23 protein-coding genes are annotated in these 22,846 nt (G+C 30.8%); 5 read left to right on the top strand and 18 right to left on the bottom strand.

Annotated elements, in window-relative coordinates:
• Positions 1 to 58: 58 nt before the first annotated feature.
• The 3 genes from CN946_RS01395 to CN946_RS01380 form a co-directional block, all read right to left on the bottom strand.
• The gene (locus CN946_RS01395; protein WP_098859583.1) at positions 59 to 433 is read right to left on the bottom strand and encodes a DnaJ family domain-containing protein; all 375 of its coding nucleotides are present in this window, start codon (positions 431 to 433) and stop codon (positions 59 to 61) included.
• 234 nt (positions 434 to 667) lie between these two features.
• On the bottom strand, positions 668 to 1,351 hold the full coding sequence (locus CN946_RS01390) for a hypothetical protein (RefSeq protein ID WP_098859582.1): 684 nt from the start codon (positions 1,349 to 1,351) through the stop codon (positions 668 to 670).
• Between the two features lie 424 nt (positions 1,352 to 1,775).
• Positions 1,776 to 2,264: an AraC family transcriptional regulator gene (locus tag CN946_RS01380; protein ID WP_098859581.1), complete on the bottom strand. Its 489-nt coding sequence runs from the start codon at positions 2,262 to 2,264 to the stop codon at positions 1,776 to 1,778.
• Between the two features lie 219 nt (positions 2,265 to 2,483).
• Between CN946_RS01380 and CN946_RS01375 the strand changes: the two genes are divergently transcribed.
• Positions 2,484 to 3,251: a HipA family kinase gene (locus CN946_RS01375; RefSeq protein WP_098859580.1), complete on the top strand. Its 768-nt coding sequence runs from the start codon at positions 2,484 to 2,486 to the stop codon at positions 3,249 to 3,251.
• Between the two features lie 65 nt (positions 3,252 to 3,316).
• Here CN946_RS01375 and CN946_RS01370 read toward each other — a convergent pair whose 3' ends face one another.
• From CN946_RS01370 to CN946_RS01350, 5 genes are all read right to left on the bottom strand, one after another.
• On the bottom strand, positions 3,317 to 3,805 hold the full coding sequence (locus tag CN946_RS01370; protein WP_098859579.1) for a CcdC protein domain-containing protein: 489 nt from the start codon (positions 3,803 to 3,805) through the stop codon (positions 3,317 to 3,319).
• A 123-nt stretch (positions 3,806 to 3,928) separates the two neighbouring features.
• Positions 3,929 to 4,369 carry an NUDIX hydrolase gene (locus tag CN946_RS01365; RefSeq protein WP_286133781.1) on the bottom strand — a complete coding sequence of 147 codons (441 nt, stop codon included), beginning with the start codon at positions 4,367 to 4,369 and terminating at the stop codon, positions 3,929 to 3,931.
• Between the two features lie 185 nt (positions 4,370 to 4,554).
• Complete coding sequence (locus CN946_RS01360; RefSeq protein WP_098859578.1) at positions 4,555 to 5,154, bottom strand: GNAT family N-acetyltransferase; 600 nt, start codon at positions 5,152 to 5,154, stop codon at positions 4,555 to 4,557.
• 382 nt (positions 5,155 to 5,536) lie between these two features.
• Positions 5,537 to 5,974, bottom strand: a complete 438-nt coding sequence (locus CN946_RS01355; RefSeq protein ID WP_098859577.1) for a GNAT family N-acetyltransferase — start codon at positions 5,972 to 5,974, stop codon at positions 5,537 to 5,539.
• 189 nt (positions 5,975 to 6,163) lie between these two features.
• A complete protein-coding gene (locus CN946_RS01350) occupies positions 6,164 to 6,547 on the bottom strand; it encodes a DUF5412 family protein (protein ID WP_098859576.1) in 384 nt (127 codons plus the stop codon).
• 569 nt (positions 6,548 to 7,116) lie between these two features.
• On the opposite strand from CN946_RS01350, the gene CN946_RS01340 reads away from it, so the two are divergent.
• Positions 7,117 to 7,593 carry a hypothetical protein gene (locus tag CN946_RS01340; protein ID WP_098859574.1) on the top strand — a complete coding sequence of 159 codons (477 nt, stop codon included), beginning with the start codon at positions 7,117 to 7,119 and terminating at the stop codon, positions 7,591 to 7,593.
• Between the two features lie 405 nt (positions 7,594 to 7,998).
• On the opposite strand, the gene CN946_RS01335 is transcribed toward CN946_RS01340, so the two are convergent.
• The 4 genes from CN946_RS01335 to CN946_RS01320 form a co-directional block, all read right to left on the bottom strand.
• Entirely contained in the window at positions 7,999 to 8,349 is a 351-nt protein-coding gene (locus CN946_RS01335; protein WP_098859573.1) for a hypothetical protein, read from the bottom strand.
• 52 nt (positions 8,350 to 8,401) lie between these two features.
• Positions 8,402 to 9,457, bottom strand: coding sequence for a peptide ABC transporter permease (locus CN946_RS01330; RefSeq protein ID WP_098859572.1), 1,056 nt, complete (start codon positions 9,455 to 9,457; stop codon positions 8,402 to 8,404).
• A complete protein-coding gene (locus CN946_RS01325; protein WP_176547163.1) occupies positions 9,454 to 10,215 on the bottom strand; it encodes an ABC transporter permease subunit in 762 nt (253 codons plus the stop codon). The genes CN946_RS01330 and CN946_RS01325 overlap by 4 nt, the downstream gene beginning before the upstream one ends.
• Before the next feature lie 151 nt (positions 10,216 to 10,366).
• On the bottom strand, positions 10,367 to 10,888 hold the full coding sequence (locus CN946_RS01320; protein WP_098859570.1) for a hypothetical protein: 522 nt from the start codon (positions 10,886 to 10,888) through the stop codon (positions 10,367 to 10,369).
• Between the two features lie 219 nt (positions 10,889 to 11,107).
• Between CN946_RS01320 and pepF the strand changes: the two genes are divergently transcribed.
• Positions 11,108 to 12,919: an oligoendopeptidase F gene (gene pepF, locus CN946_RS01315; RefSeq protein ID WP_098859569.1), complete on the top strand. Its 1,812-nt coding sequence runs from the start codon at positions 11,108 to 11,110 to the stop codon at positions 12,917 to 12,919.
• Positions 12,920 to 12,971: 52 nt separating this feature from the next.
• Here the strand turns inward: pepF and CN946_RS01310 are convergent, their stop codons facing one another.
• The 5 genes from CN946_RS01310 to CN946_RS01290 form a co-directional block, all read right to left on the bottom strand.
• On the bottom strand, positions 12,972 to 14,360 hold the full coding sequence (locus CN946_RS01310; RefSeq protein WP_098859568.1) for an APC family permease: 1,389 nt from the start codon (positions 14,358 to 14,360) through the stop codon (positions 12,972 to 12,974).
• A gap of 252 nt (positions 14,361 to 14,612) precedes the next feature.
• Positions 14,613 to 15,260, bottom strand: coding sequence for a nitroreductase family protein (locus tag CN946_RS01305; RefSeq protein ID WP_098428996.1), 648 nt, complete (start codon positions 15,258 to 15,260; stop codon positions 14,613 to 14,615).
• Positions 15,261 to 15,271: 11 nt separating this feature from the next.
• The gene (locus CN946_RS01300) at positions 15,272 to 17,107 is read right to left on the bottom strand and encodes an ABC transporter ATP-binding protein (protein ID WP_098859567.1); all 1,836 of its coding nucleotides are present in this window, start codon (positions 17,105 to 17,107) and stop codon (positions 15,272 to 15,274) included.
• Positions 17,088 to 18,827: an ABC transporter ATP-binding protein gene (locus tag CN946_RS01295; protein WP_286133780.1), complete on the bottom strand. Its 1,740-nt coding sequence runs from the start codon at positions 18,825 to 18,827 to the stop codon at positions 17,088 to 17,090. The genes CN946_RS01300 and CN946_RS01295 overlap by 20 nt, the downstream gene beginning before the upstream one ends.
• 145 nt (positions 18,828 to 18,972) lie before the next feature.
• A complete protein-coding gene (locus tag CN946_RS01290) occupies positions 18,973 to 20,754 on the bottom strand; it encodes a M3 family oligoendopeptidase (protein WP_098859565.1) in 1,782 nt (593 codons plus the stop codon).
• A 626-nt stretch (positions 20,755 to 21,380) separates the two neighbouring features.
• On the opposite strand from CN946_RS01290, the gene CN946_RS01285 reads away from it, so the two are divergent.
• Positions 21,381 to 21,941, top strand: coding sequence for a 3D domain-containing protein (locus CN946_RS01285; RefSeq protein WP_025671360.1), 561 nt, complete (start codon positions 21,381 to 21,383; stop codon positions 21,939 to 21,941).
• A 13-nt stretch (positions 21,942 to 21,954) separates the two neighbouring features.
• Here CN946_RS01285 and CN946_RS01280 read toward each other — a convergent pair whose 3' ends face one another.
• Positions 21,955 to 22,236: a hypothetical protein gene (locus tag CN946_RS01280; RefSeq protein ID WP_098859564.1), complete on the bottom strand. Its 282-nt coding sequence runs from the start codon at positions 22,234 to 22,236 to the stop codon at positions 21,955 to 21,957.
• 165 nt (positions 22,237 to 22,401) lie between these two features.
• Here CN946_RS01280 and CN946_RS23710 point away from each other — a divergent pair, with 165 nt between their 5' ends.
• A complete protein-coding gene (locus CN946_RS23710; RefSeq protein ID WP_091021372.1) occupies positions 22,402 to 22,536 on the top strand; it encodes a hypothetical protein in 135 nt (44 codons plus the stop codon).
• Positions 22,537 to 22,846 lie beyond the last annotated feature (310 nt).

Genomic DNA, 22,846 nt, shown 5'->3' with positions numbered 1-22,846 from the left:
TATACCGACTAAAAAGTATAAACATCAGTATAATTAAATCGTTCATTTTTTCACAAACTTATTTCCAATAAATCATCTGATTCTCAAGATTTTCCTTATTTACATAATTTCTTTGCATTGGAAAAGGACAGCCTAAGTTATATTTCTTAATTTCATCATTTACTTCCGAGATCATTTTGGCTATTTCTTTACTATTTTCATCTGAATTTAACTTCATTAAAATCGTTTCAAGCTTCTGAAATATTTTCTTTTGTTGTAATACCCAATCTGGTTTAAAGCCCGACTTCTTAATGACTGTTGTTAATAAATCATCTTTTAAAAGCTCCTTAGGTAATGGTTTACCTAATCCAGGTAGATCTTCAAATCCACCTTCTTTTTCATGACGCTTAACAATTTCACTTAACCAATCTACATATTTTCCATTATTCGTCATCGTTTTAGCCACCTTTTTGGTTAGTCATATATTATTAATATTCGTTACTTTTTAACTATTTCCTTTCTATATATTATGCAAACGAATGTTTTAAGTAAGTTTCTAACTTTGTACAAATAATGAACTTTTTTTGAATAAACAACAAAAAGAGAAACTAATCATTTTAGTTCCTCTTAGATTTAATATGTACTTTTTAAACCAAAATTCATCTTTAAATTAGGTTTAATGAAAAATTTATGCCCGATGTCTTTGAATAAACACATTCTCTTTATAATTTTTTAATAAGCCTCTTTCTCTCAAATATTCCTTAAAATATAAGTCCGCTTCTTTTCGCTCATCATAAGGATTCTTAGAAAGTACAAACCCTAACTTATCTTCCTTTTGAAGTTCAACACCTGACATATATAAATGAATTTTATTTTGATGATAAATTTCCTTTAACGGTTCCATGAAATTAATAGCAAAAGCAGAAAGCAATTTAATTTCTGTATCGAATGTAAACCTTGTAATATAAGATAAATCCACAAAAATTACGCCTATAAATCCGGTATTTGAAATTTCAGCCCTTATTGTTTTATTATTATTTAAGTGATCAATCTCACGAAGATATTCTATAAAATAACGAATCCCTTCTTCTTTTTCGAATGGCTTTTTTGATAAAATTAAGCCTATTTTCTTTTCATCTCGTAAATATTCACATGCAATATATGCTGGGATATTTTGTTTCTGAAATAATGCACATGCAGCTTGTAATAAACCATTTAATACTTCATGTATAATTAAAGGATGTTTCCTTGTGAAATAATATTGATTTTCTTGCAATTCTTCCAGATCAATGAAACTTGCTCCGATAAAACCTGTATTGGATATAATAGGTGTTTTTGAATTCCTTTTAGTTGCTCCATTTCTTTTCATCATGCAAGTTCCTTTCCTTCTAAAATCTATATACAGAACATTAGTTCGCTTTTTATATTTTTATCATACACAATAAATTTTAAAATGTAAATCTTAAAAATGAAAAAAGGATACGAAAATTTTTCGCATCCTTGAAATAACTCTTATTAAGATCGATTGCTTAAGAAACAGTTTCTTCCTCAATGTCTACATAGCAATCCATTGTATGTACTTCTTTGTCTTCATGATTTCCAAAGTAAATAGTGAAATTCATAGTCTAACACCCTTTCACAAAGGATATAATTTTAATTTAAATTCTATTTAATTATATTATTATTTCCAAGAAATAACAATACTTACATCATATATGAAAGAAGTTGTTATAGGTTAGTAGATTATCATTTTAATTTAATACCAATTTTGTCTAATAATATACTTTAAAACAAAATTAGTAAGATGTCCGCTTTTTAACTGGCACAAATAAATGAACTTTAGCTTTTCCATCTGGGTCTTCGACAGGATTATTCATACTAAATTCAAGGTTATAACGGTCGTAATCAGGTTCAAAATCACTATTCGGAAACCATTGTTCATACATATATTTATACCCACTATTTAACATACTAGGGGAATCATAATATTGATACAAAGCGTACTGCCCACCATCTAATTTTCTAAATTGCATATTTTCATGTACTTCCTTATCAAAACCTTCAGGTATAGTAACACATGCATCATGACGACAATTATGACTTTCTACTAAATCTGGATTATCTAAGGAAATTCCTATGAAAGATTGTTGAGGTGGAAAAAGTCCTTTATTTATTGCCCAATTTAAAAACTTTTCCCAATGTTCTTCATTTGGTTCAAAATATGATCCATAGCGCCTGCAATACGCAACTTCATATTCAGGTAGTTCTTTAATTAAAATATTCATTTTCTCAACTCCTAATTAGTAATAAAGTCCTTTATTCCCTATCTATAATTAAAATTCCTTTTCTTACAAAACAAAAGTAAAATGAGTGCAGATAAATGACCGCACGTGTACTAATAAATCAACAAAATCTTCTAGTTCATTATTCTTATGTCCAATACCCTTTTACTAATTTGAATATATTAATATGTACTAATAAAAAAAGGAGGATGAGCTATAAAATTGATTTTACCGATAAGTTATTTAGAAACATTACCAGGTAAAGCTGCACATTTATTTTTGTTTAGTGATGGCAATCGCTATGCAGTTAAATGTAAAAATAATTTCCATGGAACAAGGGAGCTCGTAAACGAGTACGTAGTCGCCAAATTAGGTCAGCTGTTAAATTTGCCTGTTGTCCCATTTGAAATTGTAAATATGTCCGAAAAGCAAATTCAGCAAATACCAAAAAAATTTTCTTCTAATTACCAAATAGGCAACCAGTTTGCTAGCCTTTTTATAGATAACTGTACTGGTCTTGCGAAAAAACCTCCTCGGCCGCCTATACATGAAGTAAAAACCCCCCATGTTTTGGCAGGAATTCTTGTTTTCGATTTTTGGGTGCACGATGCAGACCGTACTAAAAGTAATATTCTTTTGAAACAACTCCCAGATGGACAGTACGACATTTTTATGATTGATCATGGAAAATGTTTTCCAGGGGGATACAAATGGAATGCAGAAACGCTTCAAAAATCCAAAAAGTTTAAAAAAGATTCAGTCGTTCATATTTGGACGCTAGACATATTAAATGACTTAAACATAATAACGACATATATTGAAAAAATTCTGGCATTATCAGAAGCTTCAATCCAAGAAGTGATTCAGGAGATCCCAGTAGACTGGAATGTTTCAAACGAAGACAAAGAAGCACTTTTTATCTATCTGAAAGAACGAAAAAAAACACTTGCTGATTCAGTTTATACATTTGTAAAAAGATATTTGAACTAAGGTACGCCGGAGAAAAATCTATAAATCTTTATGGAGTGAATATAATTTTGAAACCAAAATACCCTTCAGATATTTTTCTGAAGGGATTCTTTATTTTTATATATTCTCCGAAACTTGAGAAATGAAACAATTCTCCAAGGGCAAATATATCCGATTGCTACGGTAATAAACAGTGCTGCCTCAGTCTCATTGCCGAGCCACTTTAAATAATCGCGAAGTAGAAATCGGATAATAAAGATAATAACAAAGACGACGATGAAACTTCTGTTCTTTGTAGCGTAGATATATTGATCGGATCGGAGTTCATAGTTAGTCGTCCAAATAAGTGGAATAGATAAAATAAATCCAAAGAAAAGTGCACAAATCCATTCCCAACTAGCAGCATGACCCTTCGGATTCAAAATAATGGGAATACTAGGTATCAGCAAAAATAGTATTGGAAGGAGAAGGCGAACCCCGCTTCCTTTAATTGGGCGATACATAGCTCTCGTTCTTCGCCATAATACTAATGCAGCAATCACAATAACAATCATGTAAAAAGAAGAAACGTTCATAAATCCTCCCACATTTGAGATATTTTGACTATAAATTGAAAAAATACTATTGGAAATTGAAATATTAAGAGAAAGATAGATTTTTTAATCATATTTTATAAATGCGTTAGTTGAAAAAAGATACTAAAACTCTATATAAAAGGGATGGATGTTTTCATTCAAACAATATTCTATTCTTTGTTTGAAATTTTTCCAAGTTACTATCGCTAAAGCTTTCTCTATAGGAAAAAATCCTACTTCAATACTTTCTGAAGAAGTTGTCAACTTTCCCCCGATTGGTTTAGCTAAAAACAAAGTGTTACAAATAGAACCACTAACATTTTGAAATACTCCACAAAATTTCAAAACTTCGATATCAATTCCACTTTCCTCTTTTGTTTCCCTAATTGCGGCTTCTTTTAATGATTCCCCCTCTTCAACTTGCCCACCTGGCATTTCCCAACCTCTACGCGGACCCTTAATCAATAAAATTTCATTTTGTTCATTAATTACAATTGTCGCAGCCGAAATAATATGTTTAGGTGGCAAATAATTATTTTCTGTATTTTTTTCCTTTGATAACAAAAAGAATCCCTCTTTCTACTTCTAACTCCTAAATACTTTTAAATTCTATTAAACTTATAGAGACCTTTTTTATTGAACTAAGCTGTCATTTAGCCTCATAAAAAATCGACTATTCAATCGATCGTTTTGTTCAATAGCTTAATGTGCTACTATCTCTGAATCGAAAAATTCTAGGAAAAGATATTTTAATCTTTTATGTTTAATATTGGGGTTTGATCAGGCAAATTCGTTCCGAAATATTCCTGTTGGAGAATCCCATAAATTCCACAATCCTTGTATTGATTATTTTTTCGAACCATATGCCTTATAATGCCTTCGCGTTTCATCCCCACTTTTAACATAATTTTACCAGATGCAGGGTTATCGATATGATGTGTTGCCGATATCTTATGAATATTCATAAAACGGAATGCAAATTCAACAACTGCATGTAATGCTTCTGTTCCATAGCCCTGATTCCACCAATTAAATCCGATGTCGTATCCAACCTCACAGTTTTCGGTATCTTCATCGATATTATATATATCGATTGTCCCAATCAATTCGCCAGTTTCCTTTATTTCTATACCCCAATAACAAAACTTATTGCTCTCATATTGATTAGTAATTTCAGTCAATCGGTTGATTGTTTCGGAAATCGATTTATGTGGTCCTTTGATTAAATTATCCATTACACGATGATCTGAGAATAAGTAATCAAACATTCTATTTGCATCATTCATTTCTATTTTCCTTAAATTAAGTCTTTTGGTTACTATGATCGGTGCACCTTTATAAATAATCACTCAATCACCTTCATTTTCTGCAAGTTATTTCTTAAACAATTTTGTATACTATAAAAAATTATTTCTTTTACAGAAGATTTATTCATCATTTGAACTTTCCCTTTTGAAATACAATTTAATATTTAACTTTGTTTAAACTTTCCATAAATAACAGAACTTCCAAAATTCAAATAAAAATAGCAGCAAAAGGCTGCTATTGAAGTTCATTCAATTAATATTTACGTTTTCTTTCAACTGTATTGTTTCACAATCTTCTTTTTTCCATTTTCCCATTGATTTAGAGTAGCCATAGCCAAAACAATCTCTAAATAACTTTTTACAACATATTGTTCTAACTGGTTCCCTGATTCATAAATCATTTTATGATCTGTAAACAGTTGTTTTAAATGGATAAACTCATTGTAATGATTCTATTTTTGAATCCCATTTTTTCATATAGTTTAATGGCTTGATTACCGGCATATACACTTAAACATACCTCTGAATATCCATCCTGTTTAAGATGTTCCATACCCGATTCTATCAATCTCTTTGAAATTCCATTCCCTCTAAATTCATCTAATACAAATAATTCATAAATAAAACCATATTTCTTTTCTGTTAATTGGTCTTTACTTGTTCCTATAAGAATCCAACCCAGTAGGATATCCTCTTCAGAAGCAATTAAATAATAGCTTCCTTTCTGCAATAGAGGTTCAATAAGTTGTTTGATTTTTTCATCCGTTGGTTTTACCTCACCTAAAGTACCATCGAATAAGGCTTTTGGCGAAAGCGATAAAATCATTTTATATTCCGAATCGTTTGGTTTTCTTATTTCCATAAATTCAGTTCTCCACTCCAACTATTTTAAGATGATTGTCCATTAATGATTTACGTTTAACTGAGTCTCATTATGATTGGTACAATCGTCCCTCATCTATCATCTTTTGAAAAGCAGTGTCACCCTTAATTGCTTTTCTGCTAATTGTTTTACATACCCCCAAAAATCAACTACACAGCCGATCAGACTCTACATATTTCTAAAATCATAGTTCTCACTGTTGATATTAATTAGTTTCTGATTCACTAATATTTCTTTATTATTGATCCAATGAATACTAAAAGGTTCACCAGGTAACCACAATATGAACTTTTCTTTTTTCTTCTTATCTTTAGAATTCAATTGACCAATATAACTATAATCTGACTTCATAAATACCCCAGCAGTTAAATAAATCGTTAGTTTATGTTTCTCGTCAGGAGATTCAAGTTGTTTAATTACATCAAGATTTTTAACATTGGCATCCTCCAATGCCGTAATGGAGTTTGTCTGATCAGAACTAAAAAAATAGAAAGCAGAAATGCATATAGAAATTGCAATTATAGTGTATATGACAACTTTTCGTTTTATCATACTTTAAAATTCTCCCTATAAAAATTAAATATCCAAGTATATTCATTTCTATTAAAAGGGAAATTTTCCCTTATTTTGTAAATTATTTAACTTAATCTTTAATCCTTCTTTTTGAACTAATCTGTCAATTAGCTCCATAAAAAAGGTGAAGATGACGACATTCCCTTGCAAAAAAATCTTCAAACCATAAGTTATTATCAATAATCTCTTTTGTAACAGATTTAATTGTTTGGGTGTTATTCTCACTTGGTACCTTCTCCATATTCTGTCTTAGACTTTGAAACAAAATAAGGACTCAGTTTTACCTACTATCATATCATTTAACTAAATAAAAAAATCGACTATTTAGCTGATTATCTTTTTTCAACTAATGCAATGCGTTTTTTATAAGTGTAATCTTTACAAAGTACATTACCACCTGACGATTACACAATGAAATAATAAATGCAAGTTTATGTCGCCTGTGCCAAGTAGATTCTTATATATTTTTATAACACCTTGATAGGTGTCCTACACAGCTTGTACCACCGTGCATATAATAAGCTAGTATATGAAAGGGAAGTGATTGAATGAAGGCAATAACGACGGGAGCATTTTTAGTTCCATTGACTAACCAAAGTGGCAACCCCAATAACACGTTGTTTATTCTCTGGAAAAATCCAACCAATAAACCACTCACCACGTATTTACTCGGGGAAAGAACTCAATTCCCTGTTACTACTACGGGAGTTCAAAAAGAGATTGACCCCCCCCATTTATTTAAAGTCATCGTTCCTGCACACAGCTTTAAGCCCTTTAACGCTGGGAACCCTGCTGGATTTTTTATTCGATTTTCATTTTTTGGAAATATCGGTCGAGATGAACTGAAAAAACAACTTAGTGTGGAGGTAATCGCTGGTACATCAGCCCTTGGTGGTGTAACATTATCAGTTGCTGATCCTACTGTCTTTTTTAGACACGCAGACATGGTTGAAGTGGACATCAAACCACCGAGTAACCCAATCCCAATTCCAGATGACCCTCTACAAAATATGTTCCAACAATGATGAACACAGTGATCGTTCCAATAGCGTTCTTTAGGCATGAAGACTTTGTGGATGCAGATATTCATCCGAAAGATGACCCCATGCCTCAACCAAGGACGGTATTTAACATGTATAACAATCTAATATCCTCAAAATTACGAATTAATGACAGACGGATATTGAGTGAAACGAAAAGCATCTTAAAAATATGATTTTTTGATGATAAAATAGAAAAAAGCCATACCGTCTAATCGTAAAGAATTCCGTTTTGAGGTGCAAAGCATATCGTATATATGGCAATAAAAATGGCATGCGTACTGACATCAGTATTGGCACGCCATTTCTATGGTTTATTGAGATTTTTGACACCTAATAATTTAAAATGACTTATTGAACTAATGCATTCTTTAGTTGAATAAGTAAAGTTCATAATTCGTCATAAGCATCGCCCAAAGATGCAAATTCATCTTGAAGCCAGTACCAATGTTCTCCTTTATTTGTCAATAAACGTTCCAATAATTCCATAAATGAATTGGCAATTATAGGACAACTTCCAACTACCCCATGAACTTCCACATTGCTATCGTAACACTTACCTAATCGTTGAATGCTAAGATCAATTGTTAAATAATCGTTATTACGATCACATCCAATAATGTACCAACTTGACGAAATATCATATTCAGCTTTTTCTCCTATAATATCTGGGTTTGCTAAAACAAATTCTTCAGGTGAAACAATTATTAAACCATAATCACAGTCAATAAATAAATCCATTCCACCACATAATCTAAAAAACTATTTAGAACAAAGGTTTTCTATTACTTTATTATCTAGTTACAAGCTGTCCACTTAATTTAGGTTCGTCCTCTACGATCGTACTATCTTCATTTAATTTTTCCTTATTCACAAAATCAAAATCATTTAATCCATGATATAAACCTTCATTTTTCATAGGTTGCTTCTTTTTTTGCCCTGTTTGGTTTTCCATTAAACGCTCAATGCCTAATTTAATAAGATTAAAAGCAAATATTGAAACAATAAAAGCTATACTTGGTCCAATGATTACCCATGAATCAATCGATAACTCGATGTAATTTGCACCAATCATTGCAGACCATTCATTAGCTTGTGACATCGGTCGATCGACTCCAAGATCTAAGTAAAGAACTTTAACACCACCAATAAATAGTTTAAAAACTCCTAATTGGGTTAGTAAAAATAATGTTTGTATAGTCTGTTGTACAAATAATAAAAGGATGCGGCTTCGTAAATAAGGTATTACATGTTTACGGCGGATCCAGCCATTTCGTGCACCTATTACTCTAGAGCTAGTAATGAAATCATTTTTTAAAAAATCTCTTACTTCTTCACCGATTGAATTCATCAATACTGGTATCGAAATAATGATTAGTAATGATATTTGAATTGCTATTGTTTTTTCTCTTACTGCTTCTGGAACGTCATTTAATTTCTCAAAAAATGGAAATATAATGATAACAGCTGGCACGAAACGAAATGCATTCGAAATTGGTTCAATAATTTTTAATAATCTTTGATTCATGAATCCAAAAAATGTGCCTAATAAACTGCCAAATATGACTCTCATTAGACCAACAACAATGGCAATGGATAAAGTGTATTTAGCACCATCAATTACCATCCAAAATACATCTCTTCCAAATCGGTCGACACCAAAAAGATATTTCCAACTTGGTGGATAACCATATGTATCTATTAATTTACCTTGTGCATTATATAACAAAGCTGGGGCTGGTTTTATCGTCTCCTTAATAAAGTAAGTATAAATAAAACTAAAGGTGATTAAGCCAAGTATGATAAAGCTACCTATTATAATTGGTAAATATTTTCTAATTTTTATCATATAGCTTGTCCCCCTTTCATTCTATTTACAATTTGTTTAAACAGAATCTCCAACAAAAAGAATGGGATAAATAGTAAAACTAGCGCCATAAAAAAGATTTCAGGCGATCTGCTGTTATTAAATAGAAATGAAAAATAGCCCTTCATATTAAAGAACTTTTCTACTATTAATAGATTAGAAATCATCATCCAAAATATTAGCTTACTATTACTTAATAAAGTAATCGCAACATTACTGAATATATGACGGATAATAATCCAAGAATTAGAAAGTCCTTTTGCTTTTGCATACTCTACATAATCTCTAATTTTTTCTTCCTGTATTGCTAGAAATAACATTTGGAAAAGTTGGATCGTTGGAATAATCGATACAAGGAAGATCGGTAATACGTAGGCTTTTGATTCAAAGCCACTTATTGGATCGACAATTTTAACACCAGTTTTATTAAAAATCCATAAAAAGAAAATTTGAAATGCGCAAATCATTACTACGTCTGGTATAGATTGTAAGAAAAATAGTATACTATTCATTATTTTTCTAAATGATTTTGGACCTATATTTACTATATAAGCAATCAATAATGCGACGAAAATTGAAAGTAAAAACGCTGAAAAAAGAATCGTAAAAGAATAAACGTATGGCTCTAAAAATACAGAAGAAAAAGGAACATATTGAAATTCTTTTAAGTAAACTTCTAAATTATCAAAGTAAAAAAAACTCCAAAAAAAGATTTGTAGTTGATTCCAAAACTCTACCAATCGCTCTCCTTTTGGTAAAAATAGAGTAAAAGAAGTAGCCGTAATTAAACCGATTCCAAATATAGTTAAACAAAACTGAAGAAGATATTTAGATATAATTCTACTTGTTTGTATCATGTTTTATACACAATCTTTTCCGTCTAATTGTGTATTATTTCCCCTCCTTTTCTTGCTTTATTTTATCTTTACTAAATACTAGAAAACCTCCCTCACTTAATTTACCGAATTTCCAAAATGTACCGTACTGTTTAATATACATATATTTTTGGTTATGCTTTTTCCCTACTCTATAACCTACTGTAGTTGATCGAATGTTTTCACCATATTTGCCGAATTTGTCTTGAATGTTTTTTGGTTGCTCATCAGGCTTAAAAAATAATAAACCGGTTAAGTTTTTATTTTTTGTATCTAATAAAATTTTCTTATTTGCAGTACCATTTTCATCTGTTTTAATAGTAGTTTCGTAGATTACTTTCTTTGTATCATCATCTTTAAACAGAAGATTAAATTTAGCATTTTTAGGAAGTGATGATTCCACTTTAATCCCAACAGTTTTTAAATCATAAGTACCTTGTGTTTTAATAGCTAAATTTTGTGGAGGTTTTTTAATTGTACATGCTGTAAGTGCAACAGTTGCCAAAGTTAGTAAACAGATCGTTTTAATTTTTTTCATTCGTTCTTAAAAAACTCCTTTCTAGGTAATAAAATTTATTTCCATAATTATTTCTGAAAGTTGAAATTTTTAACCAAATTCAATTAATTTTATCAAAATAATGACGGCTTGTGCAGTAAAATTGTTATAATTTTCAATTTTATCGAATAATTTCACCATTAAAATGTTTTTATACAGTATAATAGACTCGTACCAACTACTACTAAAGGAGGCAATTTGATGGAAAAAATGTTAGTAAAACGTTTAACACGTGCTGAGGTTCCAACAGAAATGACATGGAAATTAGAGGACTTATATCCGACTCGTGCAGAGTGGTTAGTTGCTTTAGAACTAATTGAAAATGATTTAATAGAGGCAAAATCGTTGAAAGGTTCTGTCCTAAAATCTGCTGAATCTTTAAAAAAGGCATTATTAACTTATGAATCTATTATGCTTCAATTAATTCGTTGTGGTACATATGTAAGCTTACGTCAATCAGGAGATGGCTCAGATTCTCAAAATCAATCTGATAGTTTACAATTTTCAAGCTTAAGTACAAAAGCAAATACTACTTTAACGTTTATTCAGTCAGAGCTTTTACATTTAAATAATGAAATGTTAGAAGCATTTATTAAGGAAGAAAATGAAATTGAGGTTTTTAAATTATTATTAGAAGAAATTATTGCATCTAAAAAACATAAATTACTCCCTGAAACTGAAGAGGCTTTAGCTGCGCTTGGTGAAGTTACTTCTGCCCCATATCGAATTTACCAAACTAGTAAGGCCGCTGATCTAGAATTCGATTCATTTGAAGATGAAAATGGAAAAGAATTAGAAAATTCGTTTGCCATGTTTGAAAACTTATATGAATTCTCTCCAAATCATACAGTGCGTAAACAAGCGTATGAATCTTTTACTAAAACTCTTGCCCAATACAAAAATACATATGCTTCGATCTATGCTACTCAAGTAAAAAAAGAAGTCGCTTTAAGTAAATTACGTAATTATGAATCAGTTACGCAAATGCTACTTGAAGATCATAAAGTATCTTTAGAAATGTATCATAATCAATTAAATATCATCTTTAAGGAACTATCACCACATATGCGTAGACTAGCTAACTTAAAGAAAAAACAACTTGGACTTGAGACAATTCATTTTTATGACTTAAAAGCACCACTAGATCCAGATTTCAACCCAAGTACTACATATGAAGAAGCAAAAGAAACGATTTTAAAATCACTAGAAATTATGGGACCTGACTATGTTTCGATTATGGAAAAAGCGTATAATGAGCGCTGGATTGATTATTCCGATAATGTTGGAAAATCAACAGGTGCATTTTGCTCTAGTCCATATGGTGTGCATCCATATATTTTAATTAGCTGGCAGGATACTATGAGAAATGCATTTGTACTTGCTCATGAGCTTGGACATGCTGGTCATTTCTATTATGCAAATAAATATCAACGTGCTGTAAATACTCGCCCTTCTATGTATTTCGTTGAAGCACCATCGACTTTTAACGAGATGTTATTAGGCCAATATTTATTAAAACAAACGAATGATCCAAAAATGAAGCGTTGGGTCATCCTTCAATTACTAGGTACTTATTATCATAATTTTGTGACTCATTTACTTGAAGGTGAGTTCCAAAGAAGAGTTTATGAAATTGCTGAAAAAGGTACGCCTCTTACAGCGACAACATTCTGTGAAGTTAAAGGTAATGTTCTGAAAGAATTTTGGGGAGATTCTGTTGAAATAGATGAAGGTGCAAGTTTAACTTGGATGCGCCAGCCTCATTATTATATGGGACTTTATCCATATACTTATTCTGCTGGATTGACTGCATCTACTGCTATTTCACGAAGAATTGAATCAGAGGGTCAACCTGTTATTGATTCATGGATTGAAGTATTAAAAACAGGTGGATCGAAAAAACCTGTTGAACTTTTAAAAATGGCTGGCGTAGATCTAACAACAAGTGCACCAATCAAAGAAGCTGTTGATTATGTTGGTTCATTAGTGACTGAATTAGAGTCTCTTTTCTAAAAATATCAAAAAAACCTAAATTATTTTAATATAAATAATTTAGGTTTTTTTATTAGTTTTTCATTTGTTTCTTATTACCTTTTGTTCCATTACTGTAAAGAATAAATCCAATACATCCGAATAAAATCGGTCCAAGTACGATTGGTAAATATTCTAATAATGTAGTATCTGGAGCTGGAATAAGTGTTAATCCAATTGTTCCAACTACTGAAATCATTCCAATGAGTGCAACGAATATAGCTAGTGAATTGCTTTTAATTTTAAACGGTCTGTTTATTTTTTTATCAGTCATACGAAGTTTAAGATATGCACTAATTAGAAATAGATAAGGAATAAAAAATGCCAATGTCGACATTAAAATTAGCATATTTAATGCCTTTGAGACACTTGGTACAAAAGCAGAAAGAATTAAAATGAATGTAACTGCAACTGCTTGACCTAATATTAAAATTGATGGCATACCATCTTTATTTTCTTTTAATAAATTTTTAGGAAGAACATCCTTTGCACTTTCAGCAATCATCACACTAGGATTCAAAATTAAAAATGAAAGAGATCCTACAAATGCTAATAAAAAGCAGATTCCTAAAATTTGAGAAAGTGAAAAATTCAGTCCAAATTGTGAAGTTATTTTATCCGCAAATAAGTATAGTGCAGTCGCAGTTTGATCAGATGAAATTGTAATGACAAACTGGAATGCAACTGTTGCCAGTATATAGACTAATGCAATAATAATTGATGTAATAAAAATTGCTCTCGGAAATGTTTTTTGTGGGTTTCTTACATTCCCCGCAATTGTTCCTAGCATTTCTGCCCCTGAAAAACCAAACATTAATGTTGATAAAAACATAATCGTTCCAAAAGACAAATTATTTGGCATGATTGTACTTTGTGTAAAGTGAGTAGCGCTTGGTTGACCGCTAATCATACTATAAAATCCGAAGCCAAATATTAAAATTGCTGGAACTAATACTCCAAGTGGTGCGCCGATCGATGCAAGCCTTCCGCTCATTTTAGTACCTTTTAATGTTAGTAAAGTAACAATCCAAAATATAACACTAGATATAATAGCTGTTTTCATAGGATGACTTGCCATTTGTGGCTGGTTAATTCCATATGCAATCGCAATTGTAGTAGTTAATAAAAGTGACGGATAATATGTAAAATTAGCAATCCAAAAAAACCACGAACATAAAAATGAAGCTTTTTCTCCAAAAGCTCTTCGAACCCAAACACCCATACCGCCTTGATTTGGATAGGTTGTAGATAATTCAGCTACAATCAATCCGATTGGAATAAAATAAATTAACGCTGCAACAATCCAATAAAATATAGCTGAAGGACCAATTGTTGAAGCGAAAGCAATATTACGTAATCCTAAAATAGCATTTATACTTAAAAATGATAAACCCATAACACCTAATTTTTTAGTCGAATCCATGATGATACTGCACCTTTCAATAAAAAAATCTTCAATTTATTAATCACTTGAGTAATTATACAAATATATTAATATAAATTCAAACGTTATTTTATACTAGTATAATATTTTGAATTGATGTAAAATTTCATCTTTAACGGATGGGGTATTGATCAAGTTTAGAACTCCGTTAATAGAGTCAATATCTAATTGATTCTTCTATAAAAACACAAAAAAACCCACGAGTAATTTCCTCGTGGGCTACTTAATTTTTCAATCAACGTAACGAATAATTTCTGCAACTTCTTTACGTGCAAGTTTTTTCGCTGGTTCTGATGGATATCCAAGTGAAATGACCATGTTAATTTCGCGGTTTTCCTGAATATCTAAATACGTTCTAAGTTTATCTTGAGCTAATAGTACCGGACCTGTCATTGGACATGTTCCTAAGCCTAATGCATGTGCAGCTAACATTAAGTTTTGCGATGCTAAGCAGCTACTCTTAATTCCTTCTTCTTTCCAAACTTCATTTTCAACAAAACCAATTGGATCAAATATTTTAGTTCTGAATTTTGATTCATAAGGTGTTGCTAAACAAATAATTAAAACTGGTGCTTCTCTAAATGCTGTTGCATAAGGACCAAAAGAACGAACTAATAATTTCCCCTCTTTTTCTAATCCTTTTTCCTTGGCTTTTTCAGCAACTTCATGTAGAGAATCCCAAGTCATCTCTTCAATTTTTTTAATTTTGTCAGTGTTTTTAATAATGATAAACTCCCAAGTTTGTGAGTTTGTATCACTTGGAGCATAACGTGCGCAATCAATAATTTCTTCGATTATTTCATTTGATACTGCTTGATCAGTAAATTTTCGAATACTTCTTCTTCCGTGAATAATTTCTTTAAACGAATTGTAATCCATGCTTCCACCCTTTATTGTATATGCTGATCTTCATTCATCCCTTGATGTTTTACTAATTCATAGTAAAAACCTTGTTTATCAATTAATTCTTCATGTGAACCTCTCTCTATACACATTCCATTTTTCAAAACAAGTATTTGATTAGCATTTTTAATTGTATTAAGTCGATGAGCTATGACAAAGCTTGTTCGGCCTTGCATTAGTCTTTGTAAAGCTTCTTGAATTTTAATTTCAGTAATTGTATCAATACTACTTGTTGCTTCATCTAAAATTAAAATTGCAGGATTTGCTAGAATAGCTCGAGCAATTGAGAGAAGTTGCTTTTGACCTTGACTAATTTGCTGATCATCTTGTTGTAAAATTGTATCATATCCTTTTGAAGATTTCATAATAAAACTATGTGCATTGGCAAGCTTTGCAGCCTCTTCTACTTCTTCATCTGTTGCATCTAAACGACCATATCGAATATTTTCTCGAATTGTTCCTTTAAATAAAAATGAATCTTGTAAAACAAATGCCATTTGCTGTCTCAAGTTTTTTCTAGAATATTCACCAATACTTACATTATCTATGAGTATATCACCACTATTGATTTGATAAAAGCGTGAAAGTAAATTTACTACTGTAGTTTTACCTGCACCAGTTGGTCCGATTAAGGCAATTTTCTCACCTTGTGATACTTTGAATGAAACATCTGTTAATGTATTTGAATTCTTCCCATAAGAAAAATTTACATTTTTAAATTCAACTTCACCTTGAATAACTTTTTGATCGTTAATAATATGGGATTCATCAATCGCTTCAATATCCTCATCGATGATGGAGAATACTCTTTCAGCTCCAGCGATCGCAGAAAGTAATGTATTAAACTGATTTGATAAATCGTTTAATGGACGAGTAAATTGTCTTGAATACTCAGTAAAAACAACGATTGTTCCAATCGAGATATGACCCTTATAGGCAAAATAGCCACCAATACCTGCAATGATTGCAAAGCTTACATTGTTTAATACATTCATGAATTTAGGAATAAATCCGGCAAAGATAAATGCCCAAAATCCTGAGTTTTTCAATTTTTCATTTTTATTTAAAAAATCTCGAATCATTTTATCTTCTTGAGAGAAAGTCTTAATGATTCTTTGGCCGGAAACTGTTTCTTCGATAAATCCATTTAACTCACCTAAGTTACGTTGTTGGATTTTATAAAGTTGGCCAGTACGGTGCGTTATCCATTTTATACCAATTATTAAAATTGGAACAATTGATAAAGTCAATAAAGTTAAAATTGGACTATACCAAAGCATTACTGAAACAGTACCGACTAAAGTTAAAACACTTGAAAATACTTGGATTACTGATGTATTTAAAGTCGAACTTACATTTTCCAAGTCATTTGTTACACGGCTCATTAACTCTCCGTGTTGTCTCTTTTCAAAAAATGACATTGGTAATTTATGAAACATATTAAATAATTCTGTTCTCATTTTTGTTACAGTGTTTTGTGCAATATCAATCATCCAAAAATTTTGTAAAAACAAAGATGCTGAATAACCTAAGTAAATAAACACTAAAGCAACAATTAACCAACTTAAACCACTTAAATTATCTTTTAGAATATAATGGTCGATTGAATAGCCAACTAATATAGGTCCTAATAAACCGAGTACAGAGCTTACTAAAACCATAGAAAGTACGACAACTAATTTACCTTTCATTAATGCTAGGTAGGACCATATTCTTTTTAATGTTGAGGAAACGTTATCTGCTCGAGACGCTTCCTTTTTCTTCTTATCCTTTGATAATTGTAAGTGGTTATATTGGAAAGGTTTAGTTAGCTCCTTTAACATTATGAATTTCCTCCTTTCCATATTGTGAATAGTAGATTGCTTTATATAGTTTTGAACTCTTTAATAATGATTCGTGTGTACCCTCTTCTACAAGTTCACCTTCATCTATAATTAATATTTTATCTGCATTTTTAGCAGTGCTGATTTTTTGAGTGATGATTAATGTGGTACACTCGTAATTTTTTAAGGCTTCAATCAAGCTAGCTTCGGTTTTTAAATCTAATGCACTAGTACTATCATCAAGTAATAAGATACTTGGTTTACGAAGAATTGCTCTTGCAATCGAAAGTCTTTGTTTTTGCCCACCTGAAAGGTTAACTCCTTTTTGACCAATTAAACTTTCATATCCATTTGAAAAATCCAGAATTGAATCGTGAATTTGTGCATGTTTAGCAGCTAAATAAACTTCCTCATCTGATGCACTTTCTCTACCCATTAGTAAATTTTCTTTGATTGTTCCTGTAAATAGTAGAGCCTCTTGTGGTACATATCCAATTTGTCCTCTTAGTTGCTTACTATTTATTTTACGTATATCTTGATCATCAATTAAAATTGTTCCAGAATTAACATCGTATAAGCGAGGGATTAATTGGAATAAAGATGTTTTTCCAGAACCTGTTGAACCCAAGATTGCAATTGTTTGTTCGGGGTATGCAACAAATGATATATTTTTTAGCACTTCTTTTTCAGAATTTGGATAACTAAAAGAAACTTGATGGAATTGAATTTTTCCTTCTAAACGATTTGCTAGTTGATTTCCTTCATTCTTTTCTACAAAGTCTTCTTCAATCGTTAATATTTCATCGATTCGTTCAGAAGAAGCTCTCATTCTTGAAAACGCACTAATAATAAATGAAAAGACAGTAAATGATGAAGTAATACGGGAAATATAATTTACGATTGCAACAATATCTCCAATATTCGTTTCGTGTGAATGAACTTTACTATTTCCAAACCACAATACGATCAGAATGGAAGCATTCATAAATAGAAGCATGACTGGCATCGTAATTTCCATTGTTCGTAATGCAACAGAGGTTTTTTGTTTTAAATTTTGATTTATATGTTGAAATCGATTATTTTCATGGTCATTTCGTACAAAGGCTTTAATTAATTTCATTCCTACTAAATTTTCTCTTAGCACACTATTTACAATATCCACATTATCTTGAACATTCTTAAATAGCCTTCTACCTTTTTTAACCATCCAATTTAGGAATATGAATAAGAAAGGTAAAATTAAAAATAGTATAAATGAAAGCTTCCAATTCAAAATTAATGCCATTACGACACTACCAGTTACGATTAATGGTGCTCTCAAAATAATTCTTAAGCTCATAAAAACTGCACTTTGTAATTGTGATACGTCATTTGTCAATCTAGTAATGATTGATGAAGTTGGTAAATAACTAAACGTCGTAAATGAAAAAGTTTGAACTTTCTCAAATAATGTTTTCCTTAACGTAAATGAATAGCTTTGAGCAATATGAGTAGCATAAAAAGTATTTAATACTCCTCCAATAAAAGCAACGATCGATAACACGATCATGACGATTCCCCATTTTGTAACATAAGCCATGTCTTTGTGAACTATTCCATTGTTAATGATATTAGATAAAATATATGGTTGAAATAATTCAACTACTAACTCTAAAAGTAAAAAGACGATTGCTGCAAAAATAGATATTTTATATGGTTTTAAAAATTTAAAACTATTCACTTTAGTCACTCCCCTACTAAAGAGGTAATGATTAGAAACCCCTCCGTATTTTCTTATCTTTTTTTAATAAAACTACAAAAACCTTAATAAAATCATTTAAAACAGGAAAAGAACTCGTAATTAAACGAGTCCTCATAAAAAGTTATCATTCAGTGATCGATAAAAATTCTTCAACGTCTTTAAGAGATAGTTTTACTGCCTTCTCCCAGAAATCACGTTTTGTTAAATCTACACCTAAATGTTTTTGAGCTAATTCTTCAACTGTCATAGAAGCTGTATCTTTTAAAAGAGCAATATATTTCTGTTCATAGCTCTTGCCTTCTTCCAATGCTTTTGCATAAATTCCTAATGAGAATAAGTATCCAAAAGTGTATGGGAAGTTATAAAACGGCACACCTGTAATATAAAAGTGTAGCTTTGATGCCCAAAAATGTGGATGATACTCTTCTAAAGCTCCACAATACGCTTCTTTTTGAGCTTCTTCCATTAGTTCATTTATTTTATTTTTACTTACGACACCATTTTTACGCTCTTCATAAAAACGCGTTTCAAACAGGAAGCGAGCATGAATATTCATATAAAATGCAACACTACGTTGAATTTTATCTTCTAAAAGAGCTAAACGCTCCTGATCGGAACTCGCATTTTTAACAGCTGCATCAGCTACGATCATTTCTGCAAATGTAGAAGCTGTTTCAGCAACATTCATTGCATAATATTTATTAAGTGTATGAACATCTTTCATCGCAAATGAATGGAAAGCATGCCCTAATTCATGTGCTAATGTCGAAACATTCGAAGGTGTACCTGAATACGTCATGAAAATACGAGATTGGCTACTTTCAGGAAATCCTGTACAGAAACCTCCTGGACGTTTGCCCGCACGATCCTCTGCTTCAATCCAAGAGTCTTCAAACGCCATCTTTGTAAAACTAGTTAATTCATCACCAAACTTACCAAATTGATCCAATATAAATTCTGCACCTTCAGAATATGAAACGGTAGAATCAATATCAGCCACAGGTGCATCTAAATCATACCAACTTAATTTCTCTACGCCTAGTAATTTAGCTTTTCTTTCTAAATATTCAACAAATGGAGCTTTATTGTCGATTATCGCACCCCACATTGAATCAAGTGTTTCCTGACTCATACGATTAATTGATAATGGTTCTTTTAATACATTATTCCATCCACGTTGTCCATATACACTTAAACGGAAACCTGCAAGATGGTTTAATATTTTTGCGAAATAATCTGACTCTTCACCCCATGTTTCTTCCCATTTTTCAAAAATCTCTTTACGCTCATTGCGTCCCTTAGAAGAAAATAGATTTGATGCTTGACCAACAGATAAAAGTTTATCATCATGTTCGATCTGCATTTTTCCAACAACAGTATCGTACATTTGGCCCCAACCATGATATCCGTCAACTGAAAGGGCAGTAATTAATGCCTCTTGTTCAACTGATAATAATTCACTAGCATTTTGACGACGCTCATTTAATGCGAAAGAAATTTCCTTATACTCATCAGTTTCTAAAATATCTTTCCAAACAGAATCTTCAATTTTAGTTAATTGACTATGGAATCTTGTTAAAGAAGTAGAAAATGTTGCATAAAGCTGTGTTAAAGTTCCTCTTAATAAATTAGCCTTTTGATCAGCCATATTTTGAGCTTGTAAACAGCTAACAAATCCACCAGCTTGCGATAATTTTTTTCCTATTACTTCAATATTACCTATGATATCAGCTAATTCCTCAACTTCATCACTACTTTTAGGAGCAGAAAACAAAGAAACCTGTCTTTCAATTCTTTCTACTAAATTAGTAATTTCTTTTATGTATGAAGCGAATACAGGAGATTCACTGCCTCCTTTAAAGAAAACATCTAAATCCCATGTAAGTGAATATGTATTTGTTGACATACGACCCCACCTTTTGGTTTTATAAGTACATTTGTTATTATACATTATTCAAAATATTTAGTCTAATCATACTACTTTTTACCAATTTTAAATCCTACACAAGCTTGTTGAATTTTGGTGTAATCGTACATTTTGTCTATTTAATAGTAAGTAATGTTTAGCATGATTCATTCTGAAGGTAGTTTTTAGTAAATTTCAGTAGATTTTGAAACTAAAATTCAGGATTATTTAACCTTAAATATGAAGTAAATATTACAAAACCTCACTAATTGTTACATAGTTTTTAATTCTAAATTAATAAAAACCATCTCAATTGTCCTAAAAAAATATGTTTTTCTAGACTATTTAATACCATATTGAAAAGTTTTTACTGTTTAACTTTCTCCCTATTAACTTTTCAATTCATCGCTTCAGCCCTTTAAAATCAAGTATCTTGGCCCATAAATCAGCAATGAACATTCTTAAATGGGAAATTTGTCGAATTAACCTGTAGCTATTTTGCAGAATTTATAGAAAATTATAAAAAAAGGTAATATATTTGTAATATAAAATAAAACTACTGAAATCTTACTGTCACATTCCCATGGTAAAGTATTATACATAGAAGATGGACAGGAGCGGGAAATATGAAAAAATTAATGACATGTTTTGTTACTACTGTTATTCTAACAATGGGATTTACGACAAATACATACGCAGCAACTTACAAAGTTAAATCTGGAGATACCTTATCTGCTATCGCAAAAAAACAAAAGGTAACAGTTTCTCAGATTAAATCTTGGAACCATTTAAAATCAGACCTAATTAAAGTAAATCAAGTATTGCAAATTAAACCAGCAACTAAGAAAAAAACGACAACAACTAAAAAAACAACAGCTAAAGCTGCTACACCTTATAAAGTAATTAAAATGAAAGCTACAGCTTACACTGGTAGCTGTAAAGGGTGTAGTGGTAAAACAGCTACTGGAATAGATTTAAAAAAGAATCCAAAAGCAAAAGTTATTTCTGTGGATCCAAAAGTAATTCCACTAGGTTCTAAAGTATATGTAGAAGGCTACGGCTATGCAATTGCTGGAGATACTGGCGGTTCACTAAAAGGAAATAAAATTGATGTATTTATCCCAAGTCAGAAAAACGCCCAAAAATGGGGAGTTAAAACAGTTACTGTAAAAGTTTATAAAAAATAAGAAAAACGAGCCCTTAATTCGGGCTCGTTTTTCTATTTCTAATTCCATTCGGATTTAAATCAAATAATCGCCAATCTAATTTATATAAGAATTCATTTCTCTTTTCCTCATTTGATCGAATCTCTAGCATCTCTAATTTTACGATTAATTTTCGAATACTTTTTCTTTGAGAAATTTCCAATGCATAGATTTTGTATGGTTCAAACCAAGGTTCCTTTTTTAATAAGTAAATTTTCCCTTGAATTAATTCATCATCTTCCTCATTAAAAGGATAACCAAAAAACTTTTTTGGCAAATAATCAAAGAACCAGTCACCCCCTATCCCTTATATTACCAATAATTTTATCATTTCTTTATTTCAATAAAAATAACGATTTAATGACATAATCTTTTAAAAGCATATTTTCTGTCTTACAAATAAATAATAAAATTAAATATTTTGTTTTGGAGATGAAACCACATGAAAGATAAACGCTTTACGATAACCGGAACCGACATTAACGAAGTGAAAAGAAAAAATGCAAATTCTGGTTTAACTTATAATCAAGTTAAACAATTACTTGCAGAAAAATATATGAAAGAACGAGAAAAATAAAGAATTATTGATTCCTTATTCTAATTTATTGTTAGTTCTTGTGATTTTCGCTTAATTTATTTATAGATGATGCTCTTATTTGCTGTATTAGTGATTTTATTTGCAGATTCGAATTTTTTAATTGCAGTTTAGTAATTTTTATTTTCAGTTTCACATAATTTAATTGCAGCTCTACCCTTTTTATTTACACTTTAGATTTAATTGCAGTTCCACTGATTTTAATTGCACTTCCCTCCTTTTTATTTGCACTTTAGATTTAATTGCAGTTTCACAATTTTTATTTGCACTTTCACTGATTTTAATTGCAGTT

Origin of the sequence: Bacillus sp. AFS053548, assembly GCF_002575105.1 — a bacterium.
Lineage (GTDB): Bacteria > Bacillota > Bacilli > Bacillales > Bacillaceae_G > Gottfriedia.
The sequence above is the reverse complement of the archived record's forward strand: the minus strand, read 5'-3'. Positions and strand labels throughout refer to the sequence as shown.

Bases quoted from the DNA above. Each gene is read 5' to 3' on its own strand.
- CN946_RS01395 (WP_098859583.1), bottom strand. From the start codon at position 433: ATGACGAATAATGGAAAATATGTAGATTGGTTAAGTGAAATTGTTAAG.
- CN946_RS01390 (WP_098859582.1), bottom strand. From the start codon at position 1,351: ATGATGAAAAGAAATGGAGCAACTAAAAGGAATTCAAAAACACCTATT.
- CN946_RS01380 (WP_098859581.1), bottom strand. From the start codon at position 2,264: ATGAATATTTTAATTAAAGAACTACCTGAATATGAAGTTGCGTATTGC.
- CN946_RS01370 (WP_098859579.1), bottom strand. From the start codon at position 3,805: ATGAACGTTTCTTCTTTTTACATGATTGTTATTGTGATTGCTGCATTA.
- CN946_RS01355 (WP_098859577.1), bottom strand. From the start codon at position 5,974: ATGGAAATAAGAAAACCAAACGATTCGGAATATAAAATGATTTTATCG.
- CN946_RS01350 (WP_098859576.1), bottom strand. From the start codon at position 6,547: ATGATAAAACGAAAAGTTGTCATATACACTATAATTGCAATTTCTATA.
- CN946_RS01340 (WP_098859574.1), top strand. From the start codon at position 7,117: ATGAAGGCAATAACGACGGGAGCATTTTTAGTTCCATTGACTAACCAA.
- CN946_RS01335 (WP_098859573.1), bottom strand. From the start codon at position 8,349: ATGGATTTATTTATTGACTGTGATTATGGTTTAATAATTGTTTCACCT.
- CN946_RS01330 (WP_098859572.1), bottom strand. From the start codon at position 9,457: ATGATAAAAATTAGAAAATATTTACCAATTATAATAGGTAGCTTTATC.
- CN946_RS01320 (WP_098859570.1), bottom strand. From the start codon at position 10,888: ATGAAAAAAATTAAAACGATCTGTTTACTAACTTTGGCAACTGTTGCA.
- pepF (WP_098859569.1), top strand. From the start codon at position 11,108: ATGGAAAAAATGTTAGTAAAACGTTTAACACGTGCTGAGGTTCCAACA.
- CN946_RS01310 (WP_098859568.1), bottom strand. From the start codon at position 14,360: ATGGATTCGACTAAAAAATTAGGTGTTATGGGTTTATCATTTTTAAGT.
- CN946_RS01305 (WP_098428996.1), bottom strand. From the start codon at position 15,260: ATGGATTACAATTCGTTTAAAGAAATTATTCACGGAAGAAGAAGTATT.
- CN946_RS01300 (WP_098859567.1), bottom strand. From the start codon at position 17,107: ATGTTAAAGGAGCTAACTAAACCTTTCCAATATAACCACTTACAATTA.
- CN946_RS01290 (WP_098859565.1), bottom strand. From the start codon at position 20,754: ATGTCAACAAATACATATTCACTTACATGGGATTTAGATGTTTTCTTT.
- CN946_RS01285 (WP_025671360.1), top strand. From the start codon at position 21,381: ATGAAAAAATTAATGACATGTTTTGTTACTACTGTTATTCTAACAATG.
- CN946_RS23710 (WP_091021372.1), top strand. From the start codon at position 22,402: ATGAAAGATAAACGCTTTACGATAACCGGAACCGACATTAACGAAGTG.